This window comes from Citrobacter sp. Cpo037 (assembly GCF_030332945.1).
Lineage (GTDB): Bacteria > Pseudomonadota > Gammaproteobacteria > Enterobacterales > Enterobacteriaceae > Citrobacter > Citrobacter portucalensis.
Window position 1 is genome coordinate 13,053 of the sequence record NZ_JAOWGW010000040.1, and the last position, 14,109, is coordinate 27,161.

A 14,109-nucleotide genomic window follows, 5' to 3' on the forward strand; every position below is an offset into this window, starting at 1 on the left:
CATGATTGCCGGAGAAGGCGAAGCTGCCATCCGGCGCCAGAGCCGAAAATGCCTGATGAGGACGCTCGCGCGTCTTATCAGGCCTACGTTTCGTTGACGTAGTTGTGACCCAATCTCGCGTAACCTGCTGACTAACTAGCGACAAAATCACATATTGGCTAACCCGCACGCGCTGTGCGCGGTATAGTTACTCTTTCCGATTATTAATTGCTCCGGTGTTATGGTTGAAATCACGTCCACAGAAATGACCCCACCTACCGACGATTCGCGAGAATTCCGCCCGATGCGCGGTATCAGTAACCGCCATCTGCAGACGATGCTGCCGCGTTTAATTCGCCGCAAGGTGAAGTTCGACGCCCACTGGCAGCGTCTGGAATTGCCCGACGGTGATTTCGTCGATCTGGCGTGGAGCGAAGATCCGCAACAGGCGAAACACAAACCGCGCCTGGTGGTTTTTCACGGTCTGGAAGGCAGTCTAAACAGCCCCTACGCACATGGCCTGATTGAAGCAGCACAAAAGCGCGGCTGGCTGGGCGTGGTAATGCATTTTCGCGGCTGCAGCGGCGAACCCAATCGTCTGAACCGCATTTATCACTCGGGCGAAACAGAAGATGGCACCTGGTTTTTACACTGGCTGGAGCGTGAGTTCGGTCGCGTACCGACCGCGGCGGTAGGTTATTCACTCGGTGGAAACATGCTGGCTTGCCTGCTGGCAAAAGAAGGCAACGATATTCCGATAGATGCGGCAGTTATCGTTTCTGCACCTTTCGTGCTCGAAGCCTGTAGCTACCATATGGACAAGGGCTTCTCCCGGGTCTACCAGCGCTACCTGCTCAATCTGTTGAAAGCCAATGCCTCACGTAAGCTTGAAGCTTATCCAGGTTCGCTGCCGGTGAGTCTGGCCCAGTTGAAATCTTTGCGCCGCATTCGCGATTTTGACGATCTAATCACTGCCAAAATCCACGGTTTCGCCGATGCTATAGACTATTACCGCCAGTGCAGCGCCATGCCGTTGCTCAATCGGATCGCCAAACCAACGCTGATTATCCATGCGAAAGACGATCCGTTTATGGATCATCATGTGATCCCGAAACCGGAAAATCTGCCCTCACAGGTGGAGTACCAGCTTACTGAACACGGCGGCCACGTCGGATTTATAGGTGGCACGGTGCGCCGTCCTGAGATGTGGCTGGAATCAAGAATCCCGGACTGGCTGACAACGTATCTGGAGGCATCATCATGATTATCCCATGGCAAGATATCTCCCCGGACGCGCTGGACAATTTGATTGAAAGCTTTGTCTTGCGCGAAGGCACCGATTATGGTGAACATGAACGCTCGCTCGAACAAAAAGTCGCCGACGTCAAACGCCAACTACAATCAGGTGAAGCCGTGCTGGTGTGGTCTGAACTGCATGAAACGGTCAACATTATGCCGAGGAAGCAGATTCACGAGTAATCCGTAGCCGCCGGCCGACTTTACTATAATTACAACCATTTCATGGAGTTGTTATGTCTGCCAAACATCCGGTGATTGCGGTAACAGGATCCAGCGGCGCGGGGACCACTACCACCAGCCTCGCGTTTCGTAAAATTTTCGCGCAGTTAAATCTGCGCGCCGCCGAGGTGGAAGGTGACAGTTTTCATCGCTATACCCGTCCGGAAATGGATATGGCGATTCGCAAAGCACGCGATGCCGGGCGGCATATCAGCTATTTTGGCCCCGAAGCTAATGACTTCGGCTTGCTGGAACAAACCTTCATCGAATACGGTCAGACGGGCAAAGGCCAGTCGCGAAAATATCTGCACACTTACGATGAGGCCGTACCATGGAACCAGGTTCCGGGGACATTCACGCCCTGGCAGCCGCTGCCTGAACCGACGGATGTACTGTTCTACGAAGGGCTGCACGGTGGTGTCGTCACCCCGCAGCAAAACGTGGCCCGGCATGTTGATCTGCTGGTTGGCGTGGTACCTATCGTAAACCTGGAATGGATCCAGAAGCTGACTCGCGATACCAGCGAGCGTGGCCATTCGCGTGAAGCGGTGATGGACTCGGTGGTGCGCTCAATGGACGATTACATCAATTACATCACGCCGCAGTTTTCCCGGACGCATATTAACTTCCAGCGCGTACCGACCGTCGATACCTCTAATCCCTTTGCCGCTAAGAGTATTCCGTCACTGGATGAAAGCTTTGTCGTGATTCATTTTCGTAACCTGGAAGGGATCGACTTCCCGTGGTTACTGGCCATGCTGCAGGGCTCATTCATTTCCCATATCAATACGTTAGTCGTACCTGGCGGCAAGATGGGTCTGGCGATGGAGTTGATTATGCTGCCGCTGGTACAGCGACTGATGGAAGGTAAGAAGATCGAGTGATTTAGTCTTTTGCCTGATGGCGGCTGATGCCTTATCCGGCCTACGCGTTTATATCCTGTAGGCCTGATAAGTGAAACACCATCAGGCATGGCATCACGCAGCAGCAACCACTTCATAGGAATGGGTAATATTCACTGCCTTTTCCAGCATCAACGCTACGGAGCAGTATTTTTCCGCTGAAAGATCGACGGCGCGGGAGACAGACGCATCTTTCAGATCGTTACCCGTTACGATGAAATGCAGGTTGATGTGGGTAAACAGGCGCGGCGCTTCATCACGACGCTCTGAAGTCAGTTTCACTTCGCAGTTGGTCACATCCTGACGACCCTTTTGCAGGATCGATACAACATCAATTGCGCTACAACCGCCAGCAGCCATTAATACCATTTCCATCGGGCTCGGCGCTTTATCACCGGAGTTACCGTCCATCAAAATTTGGTGACCAGAGGCGGACTCACCGAGGAAGGTTAACCCCTCAACCCACTTTACACGCGCTTGCATATTTCGTAACTCCAATGTTTCAATTTTCCTGACAGATTACGCGCACATAACAATTCTCGCAACGGAAGGCGACCTGCGTCATGCTGAAGCGAGACACCAGGAGACACACGGCGAAAGCTATGCTAAAACAGACGGGATGCTACAGTAATACATTGACGTACTGCATGTATGCAGAGGACATCACATTACAGGCTGCAGTATATTTTTGACAGCCCCTTTCCCAGGTAGCGGGAAGCATATTTTTGCAAACCCAGAGGCAGCGTCGTTTTCTGGCTCTGGAGACAGCTTATAACAGAGGATAACCGCGCATGGTGCTTGGCAAACCGCAAACAGACCCGACTCTCGAATGGTTCTTGTCTCATTGCCATATTCATAAGTACCCATCGAAGAGCACGCTGATTCACCAGGGTGAAAAAGCGGAAACGTTGTATTACATCGTTAAAGGCTCCGTGGCAGTGCTGATCAAAGATGAAGAAGGGAAAGAAATGATCCTTTCTTATCTGAATCAGGGTGATTTTATTGGTGAATTAGGCCTCTTCGAAGAAGGTCAGGAACGTAGCGCCTGGGTACGTGCCAAAACCGCATGTGAAGTCGCTGAAATTTCCTACAAAAAATTTCGCCAATTAATCCAGGTCAACCCGGATATTCTGATGCGCCTGTCTTCTCAGATGGCTCGTCGTCTGCAGGTCACGTCTGAAAAAGTGGGCAACCTTGCCTTCCTCGACGTAACCGGTCGTATCGCGCAGACTCTGCTGAATCTGGCGAAACAGCCTGATGCGATGACCCACCCGGACGGCATGCAGATTAAAATCACCCGTCAGGAAATCGGCCAGATCGTTGGCTGTTCCCGTGAGACCGTCGGTCGTATTCTGAAGATGCTGGAAGATCAGAACCTGATCTCCGCGCACGGTAAGACCATCGTCGTCTACGGCACGCGTTAACCCCATCGAAGTGGCGCGTTACCCAGTAATGCGCCACTTTTGTTTACTCCGATGTGGCGAAGACTGATATACCACCCAGAGATCAACTACGCACTACGACAAACGCTGGTGCTATGTTTACCTGTGGCTGTTGGTCTGATCATCGGTCAGCTTCATTTGGGGCTTCTCTTTTCCCTCGTCCCTGCCTGCTGCAACATTGCCGGTCTTGATACTCCGCACAAGCGCTTTTTCAAACGCTTAGTCATTGGTGCATCGCTGTTTGCCGGGTGCAGTTTGATCATGCAGTTACTGCTTGCGCAAACTATACCGTTACCATTGATCCTCACCGGCCTGACGCTGATTCTTGGCGTAACCGCCGAGCTAAGCCCTTTGCATGCGCGATTACTGCCAGCCTCGCTTATCGCGGCGATTTTCACGCTCAGCCTGGCCGGGAATATGCCCGTCTGGGAGCCACTGCTGATCTACGCGCTGGGCACGTTATGGTACGGCCTGTTCAACTGGTTCTGGTTCTGGATGTGGCGCGAGCAACCGCTCCGCGAATCGCTCAGCTTGCTGTACCGTGAATTAGCCGATTACTGTGAAGCCAAGTACAGCATGCTGACCCAGCATGCCGACCCAGAAAAAGCGCTGCCTCCCCTGCTGGTTCGCCAACAAAAGGCAGTGGATCTGATTACCCAGTGCTATCAGCAAATGCATATGCTGTCGGCACATCACAACAACGAATACAAACGACTGCTGCGAGCCTTTCAGGAGGCGCTGGATTTACAGGAGCATATTTCCGTTAGCCTCCACCAGCCAGAAGAAGTGCAAAAACTGGTTGAGCGTAGCCACGCGGAGCAGGTAATTCGCTGGAACGCGCGAACCGTCGCCGAACGCCTTCGGGTACTGGCCGATGATATTTTGTATCACCGCTTGCCGACCCGTTTCTCGATGGAAAAGCAGATTGGCACGCTGGAGAAAATCGCCAGGCAGCATCCGGACAATCCGGTGGGGCAATTTTGCTACTGGCACTTCAGCCGTATTGCCCGCGTGCTACGGACCCAGCGTCCGCTGTATGCCCGTGACTTAATGGCTGACAAGCAGCGTCGGTTGCCGCTGATCCCTGCCCTGAAAAACTACCTGTCGTTGAAATCCCCAGCGCTGCGCAATGCCGGACGCATCAGCGTTATGTTGAGTATCGCCAGCCTGATGGGCAGCGCCTTACACCTGCCAAAGCCTTACTGGATTTTGATGACAGTCCTGTTTGTTACGCAAAATGGCTACGGGGCGACCCGGGTGCGCATCTTACACCGTTCCGTAGGTACGCTCGTTGGACTGGTTATTGCCGGCGTCACGTTGCACTTTCATATTCCCGAAGGTTTCACGCTGGCGGCCATGCTGCTGATCACCCTGGTGAGCTATCTGATCATCCGTAAAAACTACGGCTGGGCTACCGTCGGTTTTACGGTAACGGCGGTATACACCCTGCAACTGCTGACGCTGAACGGGGAAGAGTTTATCGTGCCGCGGTTTGTCGATACGGTCATTGGCTGCTTAATCGCCTTTGGCGGCACGCTCTGGCTGTGGCCACAGTGGCAGAGCGGTCTGCTGCGTAAGAACGCCCACGATGCGTTAGAAGCCGACCAGGAGGCCATTCGTCTGATCCTCAGCAACGATCCACAGGCCACGCCGCTGGCGTATCAGCGCATGCGGGTCAACCAGACGCAAAACACGCTGTTCAACTCGCTGAACCAGGCAATGCAGGAGCCAGGATTTAACTCGCACTACCTTGCAGACATGAAACTGTGGGTCACGCACAGCCAGTTCATCGTCGAACACATCAACGCGATGACCACGCTGGCAAGGGAACATACGATGCTGACGCCGGATTTGGCGCAGCGGTATCTGGAGTCCTGTGAAATTGCGCTCCAGCGCTGTCAGCAACGGCTGGAATATGATGGGCCGGGAAGCTCGGGAGATGTGAATATTCTCGAAGCGCCAGAGATGCTGTCCCATGGTCCGTTAAGCACCCTTGAGCAGCATCTGCAGCGGGTTCTTGGGCATCTGAACACCATGCATACTATTTCGTCGGTAGCATGGCGTCAGCGACCGCACCACGGGATCTGGCTGAGCCGCCGGTTGCGGGATATGAAGGGTTAAGCTCGACTGCCGGATGCGCTACGCTTATCCGGCCTACGAATCACAGCTTACCCTGTACGCCATCCGGCAATCAGCCCACCACTTTCGCTACCGCCTGCGCGAAGCGCTGCATCCCTTCATCGATATCCGCCTGCTCCACCACCAGCGACGGCGCGAAACGCATTACGTCTGGCCCGGCGTTCAGTACCATCACGCCTTCGTGCGCGGCGGCATAGAGGAAATCGCGCGCCCGGCCTTTAAACTGCGGCTTCAGCTCGGCGCCAATCAGCAGCCCCATCCCGCGAATATCGCTGAAAATGTCGAACTGTTGATCAATCTTGCGCAAATGCTGGACAAACGCCTGACGCCGGGCCTGAATGCCTCCCAGCACGTCCGGCGTGTTGATGATATCAAACGCTGCCCCCGCTACCGCGCAGGCCAGCGGGTTACCGCCGTAAGTGGAGCCGTGCGAACCCACGTGGAACGCGGAGGCAATCTCTTGAGTGGTCAACACCGCGCTCACCGGGAAGCCGCCACCGAGCGCCTTCGCGCTGGTGAGGATATCCGGCGTCACGCCGTAGTGCATATAGGCAAACAAATCGCCGGTACGCCCCATCCCGCTCTGCACTTCATCAAATACCAACAGCGCCTGGTGCTGGTCACAAAGTTCACGCAAACCTTGCAGGAATTCCGGCGTTGCCGCAGTGACGCCGCCCTCTCCCTGAATAGGCTCAACCACCACCGCGCAGGTGTGATCGTCCATCACCGCTTTGACCGCATGCAGATCGTTAAACGGGACATGGATGATATCCGCCGGTTTTGGCCCAAAGCCGTCGGAGTATTTCGGCTGCCCGCCAACGGATACGGTAAACAGCGAACGGCCGTGAAACGCATTATGGAAGGCAATGATTTTGGTTTTGAACGGGCTATGACGCACGCAGGCATAGTGGCGCGCCAGCTTAAAGGCGGTTTCGTTGGCTTCAGTACCGGAGTTCATGAACAGCACGCGCTCGGCAAAGGTCGCATCAATAATTTTACGGCCTAAGCGCAACGCCGGTTCGTTGGTAAAAACGTTGCTGGTATGCCACAGGGTTTCGCCCTGAGTTTTTAACGCCTCAACCAATGCCGGATGGCAATGCCCTAACGCGGTCACTGCAATGCCGCCCGCGAAATCAACATACTCTTTGCCCTGTTGATCCCACACTCGACTCCCTTTTCCTTTTACCGGGATAAACTCAGCCGGTGCATAAATCGGCAGAATCACTTCATCGAATGTCGCACGCGTAATTGCAGTTTGTTCAGTTGCCATGTCATTACCACCCTGTTAAGCAGAAACGCCAGTGAAATTATAATCACAAAATATGAATAAAAAATCACTGAATAGCAACTACAAATCAGCGATTGAGGAAATTAGCCAGTAGCTGATGCCCCTGTTCGCTGAGAATACTCTCTGGGTGAAACTGTACCCCTTCCATATCCCACTCGCGGTGACGAATGCCCATTATCTCCTGCGTTTCACTCCAGGCTGTTACCTCAAAGCACTCGGGAAGCGTCTCAGGGGCAACCACCAGAGAGTGGTAGCGCGTCACCGTTAATGGGTTAGCGAGTCCCTGAAAAACACCCTGCCCGGTATGGGTAATCGGCGAGGTTTTACCGTGCATCACTTTAGCCGCCCGAACTACGTTCGCGCCAAAGGCCTGCGCCATCGCCTGGTGACCAAGACAAACACCCAACAAGGGAAGCTTACCGGCGAAATGACGAATAACGTCCAGTGAGATACCGGCGTCATCCGGCGTGCATGGCCCAGGGGAAATCACGATTTTTTGCGGGTTCAGCGCGTCGATTTGCGCCAGCGTCAGATCGTCGTTGCGCCGGACAAGGACATCAGCGCCCAGTTCGCAGAAGTATTGGTACAGGTTCCAGGTAAAAGAATCATAGTTATCAATAAGCAGGATCATGGCGGCTCCGGTACATAAGAACCGCGCTATTCTACTCAGTTTCCGGGGCTTCGCTTACCACTTTACGAAATATCGCCCGCAATGCAGACAGGTCACCCATCGCCCCGCTCTGATTAGCCTGATTCCACTCTTCAACCGGAATGCCATCCCAGCTCAGCATATATCCGGCATGAATCGCTAACTGTTCGAAGAAAATACGCTGCGCCAGGCCACTGCCAATGCGAAACGGATGCAGCACATTGATTTCGCAATAATAGTGCGCAAGACGATCGACAAACTTGTCTTCCGGCAATCCCACCAGCCAGGACTCATCTTCCAGGTCCTGCATCAGCGCATTGCCCTCTTTCTCGATATAGGCGAAATGGCAAAAGCGAGTATCGCCCTGGTAAATATCGACTTCGCGCAGGAGTCCCGCCCAGTCAAAAATATCCCGATACAGCTGGCGATGAATGGCGCACAGGTGCGGTAAGCCCCGTTTAAGCGGCCCCAATTCGATAGTCGCCGCACGCAGCGCTGTCAGTTCATAAGCCGCCTGCGCTAAACGCTGCGCCTGATGAATCCCCAGACGGTTACGCATGACATTCAGGCCCGGATATAAATACGGGTCGCGACCATCACCGAATTTATCGCTCATAGTGCCTCCTCAGCTCTTCAAGACGCGCCAGAGCGTCTTCAGCACTCAGAGTAACCCGCGGAATATCTACGCCTTCCAGCCGTCGGCTGGCCTGGAAATTGGCGTTTCGCCGTTGTTCCCACAGCCTGGACTTTTGTTTATCGGTGAGTTTTTTCACGTGACCTCCCTGAATGAGCCGACACTTGCCACAAGTATAAGCAGCAATTTAGGGTTACGCAGAGAGAGGGGTGAACGCGGGCAAGAACTACCCGCGCAAGATACGATTACGGCAGGACTTTAGCAGAAAGGATAACAATCGGTTTTGACGGGACATTCTGGTATGGACCGACATCATGGGTCTGTACCTGAGAGATCTTATCCGCGACATCCATACCTTTCACAACTTTACCAAAAACAGCGTAGCCAAAGTCACGCTGGCCGTGATCGAGGAAAGCGTTATCTGCAATGTTGATAAAGAACTGGCTGGTCGCGCTGTCTTTATCCGCTGTACGCGCCATAGCAATCGTGCCGCGAGTGTTACGCAGTCCGTTATCGGCTTCATTCTTGATTGGCGGATTAGGTTTCTTCTGCTGCATCTGCTCGGTAAAACCGCCGCCCTGCACCATGAAGCCTGGGATCACACGGTGGAACGTGGTGTTGTTATAGAAACCACTGTTGACATAATCGACAAAGTTTTGCACTGAAACCGGGGCTTTCTGACTGTTCAGCTCCAGCTCAATGTTACCAGCAGAGGTTGTCAGCAGAACATGTGGATCACCTTTTGCTGCCAGTGCTGCGGGAGAGAGAGCAGAAAGAGCGAGAACAGCTGCAACAGCCGCCAGAGTCGATTTGAGCATGAGAATTCCTTAACAAGAGCAGAAATGAAGCAAGTGAATTGATTCTAAAGAGCCTTCAAGGACAAGGCCATCCCTTTACTTAATTTTACGTACCTGAAACAAATGTAACCTCATGGCTGCAAGCATCAATGTGATCAAGATCACATAGAAAAATGTAACGCACCAAGTTATTACCAATAAATATTTAAATGCGTCACTAAAACGCCTAAAATCTGCCCGCTCACGGCGCAGTCAATGCGCCTTACACTTCTATACAGGCCAGTCATGACTAACAGCAATCGCATCAAGCTCACATGGATTAGCTTTCTCTCCTACGCCCTGACAGGTGCGTTGGTAATTGTCACCGGGATGGTGATGGGAAACATCGCAGATTACTTCCATTTGCCCGTTTCCAGCATGAGTAACACCTTCACCTTCCTGAATGCCGGCATTCTGATCTCTATCTTTCTGAATGCATGGTTAATGGAAATCGTGCCACTGAAAACCCAGTTGCGCTTCGGCTTTATCCTGATGGTACTGGCCGTTGCCGGACTGATGTTCAGCCATAGCCTGGCCTTGTTCTCCGCCGCCATGTTTGTATTGGGTCTGGTGAGCGGTATTACCATGTCGATTGGTACGTTCCTGGTAACTCAAATGTATGAAGGTCGCCAGCGCGGTTCCCGCCTGCTGTTTACTGACTCTTTCTTCAGCATGGCCGGCATGATTTTCCCGATGGTTGCCGCGTTCTTGTTAGCGCGCAGCATCGAATGGTATTGGGTCTATGCCTGCATCGGCCTCGTATACGTCGCCATTTTCCTGCTGACCTTCGGTTGTGAATTCCCGGCACTGGGTAAACACGCTCAGCAGTCAGACGCGCCGGTAGTAAAAGAAAAATGGGGGATAGGCGTGCTGTTTCTGGCGATCGCTGCACTGTGCTACATCCTCGGTCAGTTGGGTTTTATCTCCTGGGTCCCGGAGTTCGCCAAAAGTCTGGGCATGAGCCTGAACGATGCGGGTAAACTGGTCAGCGACTTCTGGATGTCTTACATGGTTGGCATGTGGGCATTTAGCTTTATTCTGCGTTTCTTCGATTTGCAGCGCATCCTGACCGTACTGGCGGGTCTGGCTACCGTCCTGATGTATCTGTTTATCACCGGTACGCCAAAGCATATGCCGTGGTTTATTATGACGCTGGGCTTCTTCTCCAGCGCGATTTATACCACCATCATTACCCTTGGCTCCCAGCAGACGAAGGTCGCCTCACCCAAACTGGTTAACTTCGTTCTGACCTGCGGCACCATCGGCACTATGCTCACTTTCGTCGTCACCGGCCCTATCGTGGCACACAGCGGCCCGCAGGCGGCATTGCAAACGGCTAACGGCTTGTATGCGGTTGTATTCGTGATGTGCTTTATTCTTGGATTCGTCACGCGTCATCGCCAGCATAACGCCCCAGCAGCGCATTAATCTCACTGCCGGATGGTATCCACATCATCCGGCATATTTTCTCCTCCTCTCTTCTTTCACTGGTCATGTAGGCCAATTCTTACAAAAACCCCTTAATTTGTACGCTATTTATACAAACACGAAAACCCAAATAATTCCGTCACTTATAAAAATGCTGATAAATCAGTTATATACCTCTTAAGGAGTATATAAGGGCGAATTTGATTTGCATCAATAAGCGCGGTTGCTGAATCGTTAAGGTAGGCAGTAATAGAAAAGAAATCGAGGCAAAAATGAGCAAAGTCAGACTCGCTATTATCGGTAATGGTATGGTCGGCCATCGCTTTATTGAGGATCTTCTTGATAAATCCGACGCTGCCAATTTTGATATTACCGTCTTCTGTGAAGAACCCCGCAAAGCGTACGACCGCGTACACCTGTCTTCCTACTTCTCCCACCACACCGCTGAAGAGCTTTCTCTAGTGCGTGAAGGATTCTACGAGAAGCACGGCGTTAAGGTGTTAGTGGGCGAGCGCGCAATTACCATTAACCGCCAGGAGAAGGTGATCCACTCCAGCGCAGGTCGTACGGTTTACTACGATAAGCTGATCATGGCGACGGGCTCTTACCCGTGGATCCCACCGATTAAAGGTTCGGAAACCCAGGACTGCTTCGTTTACCGCACCATCGAAGACCTCAACGCCATTGAGTCTTGCGCACGCCGCAGCAAACGCGGTGCCGTGGTCGGCGGTGGTCTGCTGGGCCTGGAAGCCGCCGGTGCGCTGAAAAGCCTCGGCGTTGAAACCCACGTGATTGAATTCGCCCCAATGCTGATGGCTGAACAGCTGGATCATATGGGTGGCGAGCAGTTACGTCGCAAAATTGAAAGCATGGGCGTGCGTGTGCACACCAGCAAAAACACCAAAGAGATCGTTCAGGAAGGCACCGAAGCGCGCAAAACCATGCGTTTTGCCGACGGCAGCGAACTGGAAGTTGATTTCATCGTCTTCTCTACCGGTATTCGTCCACGCGACAAACTGGCCACCCAGTGCGGCCTGGACGTCGCCCCTCGCGGCGGTATCGTCATTAACGACACCTGCCAGACCTCTGACCCGGACATCTATGCTATCGGCGAATGCGCCAGCTGGAACAACCGCGTGTATGGTCTGGTCGCTCCGGGCTACAAAATGGCGCAGGTTGCCGTTGACCATATTCTCGAGACCGAAAATGCCTTTGAAGGCGCGGACCTGAGCGCCAAGCTGAAGCTGCTCGGCGTTGACGTCGGCGGTATTGGCGACGCGCATGCGCGCACGCCGGGCGCACGTAGCTATGTCTATCTCGACGAAAGCAAAGAAGTCTACAAACGCCTCATCGTTAGCGAAGATAACAAAACCCTGCTCGGCGCGGTTCTGGTGGGCGATACCAGCGATTACGGCAATCTGCTGCAACTGGTGCTGAACGCCATCGAGCTGCCGGAAAACCCGGATTCACTGATTCTGCCAGCACACGCGGGCAGCGGTAAGCCGTCTATCGGTGTCGATAAACTGCCGGATAGCGCGCAGATTTGCTCCTGCTTCGATGTCACCAAAGGCATGCTGATTGCCGCTATCAACAAAGGCTGTCATACCGTTGCGGCGCTGAAAGCGGAAACCAAAGCGGGTACCGGTTGCGGTGGGTGTATCCCACTGGTAACGCAGGTCCTGAACGCCGAACTGGCGAAACAGGGTATCGAAGTTAACAACAATCTGTGCGAACACTTCCCGTACTCACGTCAGGAACTGTTCCATCTCATCCGCGTAGAAGGCATCAAAACCTTCGAAGAGCTGCTGGCAAAACACGGGAAAGGCTACGGCTGCGAAGTATGTAAACCGACCGTCGGTTCCCTGCTGGCTTCCTGCTGGAATGAGTACATCCTCAAACCACAGCACACGCCGTTGCAGGACACCAACGACAACTTCCTGGCGAACATCCAGAAAGACGGTACTTACTCCGTGATCCCGCGCTCTGCGGGTGGCGAAATTACCCCTGAAGGCCTGGTGGCTGTGGGCCGTATCGCGCGTGAGTTTAACCTGTACACCAAAATTACCGGTTCTCAGCGTATCGGTCTGTTCGGCGCGCAGAAAGATGATCTGCCGGAAATCTGGCGTCAGCTGATTGAAGCCGGTTTTGAAACCGGTCACGCGTATGCCAAAGCGCTGCGTATGGCGAAAACCTGCGTAGGCAGCACCTGGTGCCGTTACGGCGTCGGCGATAGCGTTGGCTTCGGCGTGGAGCTGGAAAATCGCTACAAAGGCATCCGTACCCCGCACAAAATGAAATTCGGCGTCTCCGGCTGTACCCGTGAATGTGCGGAAGCTCAGGGCAAAGACGTGGGTATCATCGCCACTGAGAAAGGCTGGAACCTGTACGTTTGCGGTAACGGCGGGATGAAACCTCGTCATGCGGACCTGCTGGCCGCGGATATCGATCGCGAAACGCTGCTCAAATACCTTGACCGTTTCATGATGTTCTACATCCGTACCGCTGACAAACTGACCCGTACCGCACCGTGGTTAGACAATCTGGAAGGCGGTATCGAGTATCTGAAGTCCGTCATCATCGACGACAAGCTGGGCCTGAACCAGCACCTGGAAGAAGAGATGGCTCGTCTGCGTGAAGCAGTGGTGTGTGAGTGGACAGAAACCGTTAACACCCCATCCGCGCAGGTTCGCTTCAAACACTTTATCAACAGCGAAAAACGCGATCCGAATGTCCAGGTTGTGCCTGAACGTGAACAACATCGTCCGGCCACGCCTTATGAGCGTATCCCGGTGACTCTGGTGGAGGAAAACGCATGAGCCAGTGGAAAAACATCTGCAAAATCGATGACATTCTGCCTGCGACAGGCGTCTGCGCCCTGTTAGGTAACGAGCAGGTTGCGATTTTCCGCCCGTATCACAGCGACCAGGTGTTTGCGATCAGCAACATCGACCCGTTCTTTGAGTCCAGCGTGCTTTCTCGTGGGCTGATTGCTGAACATCAGGGCGAATTGTGGGTTGCCAGCCCGCTGAAAAAGCAGCGTTTTCGCTTAAGCGACGGTTTGTGCATGGAAGACGAACAGTTCTCCGTGAAACATTACGAAGCGCGAGTGAAAGACGGCACGGTGCAACTGCGCGGTTAATAAATTTTTGGGAGGCGCAACGCCTCCCCTTTTTTGTATTTTTTTTCATTTTCATTGTTATCACAAAATCATTTGTACTGCATCGCGGCGGCAACTGAGCAAATCCCCAGGAGCATAGTTCACTATGTGACTGGGGTGAGCGAGGGCAGCCAACA

13 protein-coding genes and 1 pseudogene are annotated in these 14,109 nt (G+C 53.3%); 8 read left to right on the forward strand and 6 right to left on the reverse strand.

Features of this window, described 5'->3' with window-relative positions; translation table 11 throughout:
• Positions 1-174: 174 nt before the first annotated feature.
• From OGX94_RS03685 to OGX94_RS03695, 3 genes and pseudogenes are all read left to right on the forward strand, one after another.
• Positions 175-1,243 (forward strand): annotated as a pseudogene (locus tag OGX94_RS03685) (hydrolase).
• Positions 1,240-1,458 (forward strand): YheU family protein, encoded by a 219-nt coding sequence (locus OGX94_RS03690; RefSeq protein ID WP_003023615.1) that lies wholly within the window; start codon positions 1,240-1,242, stop codon positions 1,456-1,458. The pseudogene OGX94_RS03685 and the gene OGX94_RS03690 overlap by 4 nt, the downstream one beginning before the upstream one ends.
• Positions 1,459-1,511: 53 nt before the next feature.
• Complete coding sequence (locus tag OGX94_RS03695; RefSeq protein ID WP_003827751.1) at positions 1,512-2,381, forward strand: phosphoribulokinase; 870 nt, start codon at positions 1,512-1,514, stop codon at positions 2,379-2,381.
• Positions 2,382-2,474: 93 nt separating this feature from the next.
• Here OGX94_RS03695 and OGX94_RS03700 read toward each other — a convergent pair whose 3' ends face one another.
• Complete coding sequence (locus OGX94_RS03700; protein ID WP_003827750.1) at positions 2,475-2,882, reverse strand: OsmC family protein; 408 nt, start codon at positions 2,880-2,882, stop codon at positions 2,475-2,477.
• 308 nt (positions 2,883-3,190) lie between these two features.
• Here OGX94_RS03700 and crp point away from each other — a divergent pair, with 308 nt between their 5' ends.
• Positions 3,191-3,823: a cAMP-activated global transcriptional regulator CRP gene (crp, locus tag OGX94_RS03705; protein ID WP_000242758.1), complete on the forward strand. Its 633-nt coding sequence runs from the start codon at positions 3,191-3,193 to the stop codon at positions 3,821-3,823.
• A gap of 51 nt (positions 3,824-3,874) precedes the next feature.
• Positions 3,875-5,962 carry a YccS/YhfK family putative transporter gene (locus OGX94_RS03710; RefSeq protein WP_008786302.1) on the forward strand — a complete coding sequence of 696 codons (2,088 nt, stop codon included), beginning with the start codon at positions 3,875-3,877 and terminating at the stop codon, positions 5,960-5,962.
• Positions 5,963-6,032: 70 nt separating this feature from the next.
• On the opposite strand, the gene argD is transcribed toward OGX94_RS03710, so the two are convergent.
• The 5 genes from argD to ppiA all read right to left on the reverse strand — a co-directional run bounded on the left by argD (position 6,033) and on the right by ppiA (position 9,369).
• Positions 6,033-7,250: a bifunctional acetylornithine/succinyldiaminopimelate transaminase gene (gene argD / locus OGX94_RS03715; RefSeq protein ID WP_126956353.1), complete on the reverse strand. Its 1,218-nt coding sequence runs from the start codon at positions 7,248-7,250 to the stop codon at positions 6,033-6,035.
• Positions 7,251-7,335: 85 nt separating this feature from the next.
• Positions 7,336-7,899, reverse strand: coding sequence for an aminodeoxychorismate synthase component 2 (gene pabA / locus OGX94_RS03720; protein WP_003827711.1), 564 nt, complete (start codon positions 7,897-7,899; stop codon positions 7,336-7,338).
• Between the two features lie 31 nt (positions 7,900-7,930).
• On the reverse strand, positions 7,931-8,533 hold the full coding sequence (locus tag OGX94_RS03725) for a putative adenosine monophosphate-protein transferase Fic (RefSeq protein WP_003827710.1): 603 nt from the start codon (positions 8,531-8,533) through the stop codon (positions 7,931-7,933).
• Positions 8,523-8,690: a FicA/YhfG family antitoxin gene (gene ficA, locus OGX94_RS03730; protein WP_003827708.1), complete on the reverse strand. Its 168-nt coding sequence runs from the start codon at positions 8,688-8,690 to the stop codon at positions 8,523-8,525. The genes OGX94_RS03725 and ficA overlap by 11 nt, the downstream gene beginning before the upstream one ends.
• Before the next feature lie 106 nt (positions 8,691-8,796).
• The gene (gene ppiA / locus OGX94_RS03735) at positions 8,797-9,369 is read right to left on the reverse strand and encodes a peptidylprolyl isomerase A (protein WP_003023595.1); all 573 of its coding nucleotides are present in this window, start codon (positions 9,367-9,369) and stop codon (positions 8,797-8,799) included.
• A 264-nt stretch (positions 9,370-9,633) separates the two neighbouring features.
• On the opposite strand from ppiA, the gene tsgA reads away from it, so the two are divergent.
• The 3 genes from tsgA to nirD all read left to right on the forward strand — a co-directional run bounded on the left by tsgA (position 9,634) and on the right by nirD (position 13,954).
• Positions 9,634-10,815 carry an MFS transporter TsgA gene (tsgA, locus tag OGX94_RS03740; protein ID WP_257662223.1) on the forward strand — a complete coding sequence of 394 codons (1,182 nt, stop codon included), beginning with the start codon at positions 9,634-9,636 and terminating at the stop codon, positions 10,813-10,815.
• A 272-nt stretch (positions 10,816-11,087) separates the two neighbouring features.
• The gene (gene nirB, locus OGX94_RS03745) at positions 11,088-13,631 is read left to right on the forward strand and encodes an NADPH-nitrite reductase large subunit (protein ID WP_003827704.1); all 2,544 of its coding nucleotides are present in this window, start codon (positions 11,088-11,090) and stop codon (positions 13,629-13,631) included.
• Positions 13,628-13,954, forward strand: a complete 327-nt coding sequence (gene nirD, locus OGX94_RS03750; protein ID WP_003023590.1) for a nitrite reductase small subunit NirD — start codon at positions 13,628-13,630, stop codon at positions 13,952-13,954. The genes nirB and nirD overlap by 4 nt, the downstream gene beginning before the upstream one ends.
• The last annotated feature ends 155 nt before the right edge of the window (positions 13,955-14,109 follow it).

Coding starts and splice junctions, on each gene's coding strand:
- OGX94_RS03725 (WP_003827710.1), bottom strand. CDS start 8,533: ATGAGCGATAAATTCGGTGATGGTCGCGACCCGTATTTATATCCGGGC.
- nirD (WP_003023590.1), top strand. CDS start 13,628: ATGAGCCAGTGGAAAAACATCTGCAAAATCGATGACATTCTGCCTGCG.
- ppiA (WP_003023595.1), bottom strand. CDS start 9,369: ATGCTCAAATCGACTCTGGCGGCTGTTGCAGCTGTTCTCGCTCTTTCT.
- OGX94_RS03710 (WP_008786302.1), top strand. CDS start 3,875: ATGTGGCGAAGACTGATATACCACCCAGAGATCAACTACGCACTACGA.
- argD (WP_126956353.1), bottom strand. CDS start 7,250: ATGGCAACTGAACAAACTGCAATTACGCGTGCGACATTCGATGAAGTG.
- OGX94_RS03700 (WP_003827750.1), bottom strand. CDS start 2,882: ATGCAAGCGCGTGTAAAGTGGGTTGAGGGGTTAACCTTCCTCGGTGAG.
- nirB (WP_003827704.1), top strand. CDS start 11,088: ATGAGCAAAGTCAGACTCGCTATTATCGGTAATGGTATGGTCGGCCAT.
- crp (WP_000242758.1), top strand. CDS start 3,191: ATGGTGCTTGGCAAACCGCAAACAGACCCGACTCTCGAATGGTTCTTG.
- OGX94_RS03690 (WP_003023615.1), top strand. CDS start 1,240: ATGATTATCCCATGGCAAGATATCTCCCCGGACGCGCTGGACAATTTG.
- OGX94_RS03695 (WP_003827751.1), top strand. CDS start 1,512: ATGTCTGCCAAACATCCGGTGATTGCGGTAACAGGATCCAGCGGCGCG.
- pabA (WP_003827711.1), bottom strand. CDS start 7,899: ATGATCCTGCTTATTGATAACTATGATTCTTTTACCTGGAACCTGTAC.
- tsgA (WP_257662223.1), top strand. CDS start 9,634: ATGACTAACAGCAATCGCATCAAGCTCACATGGATTAGCTTTCTCTCC.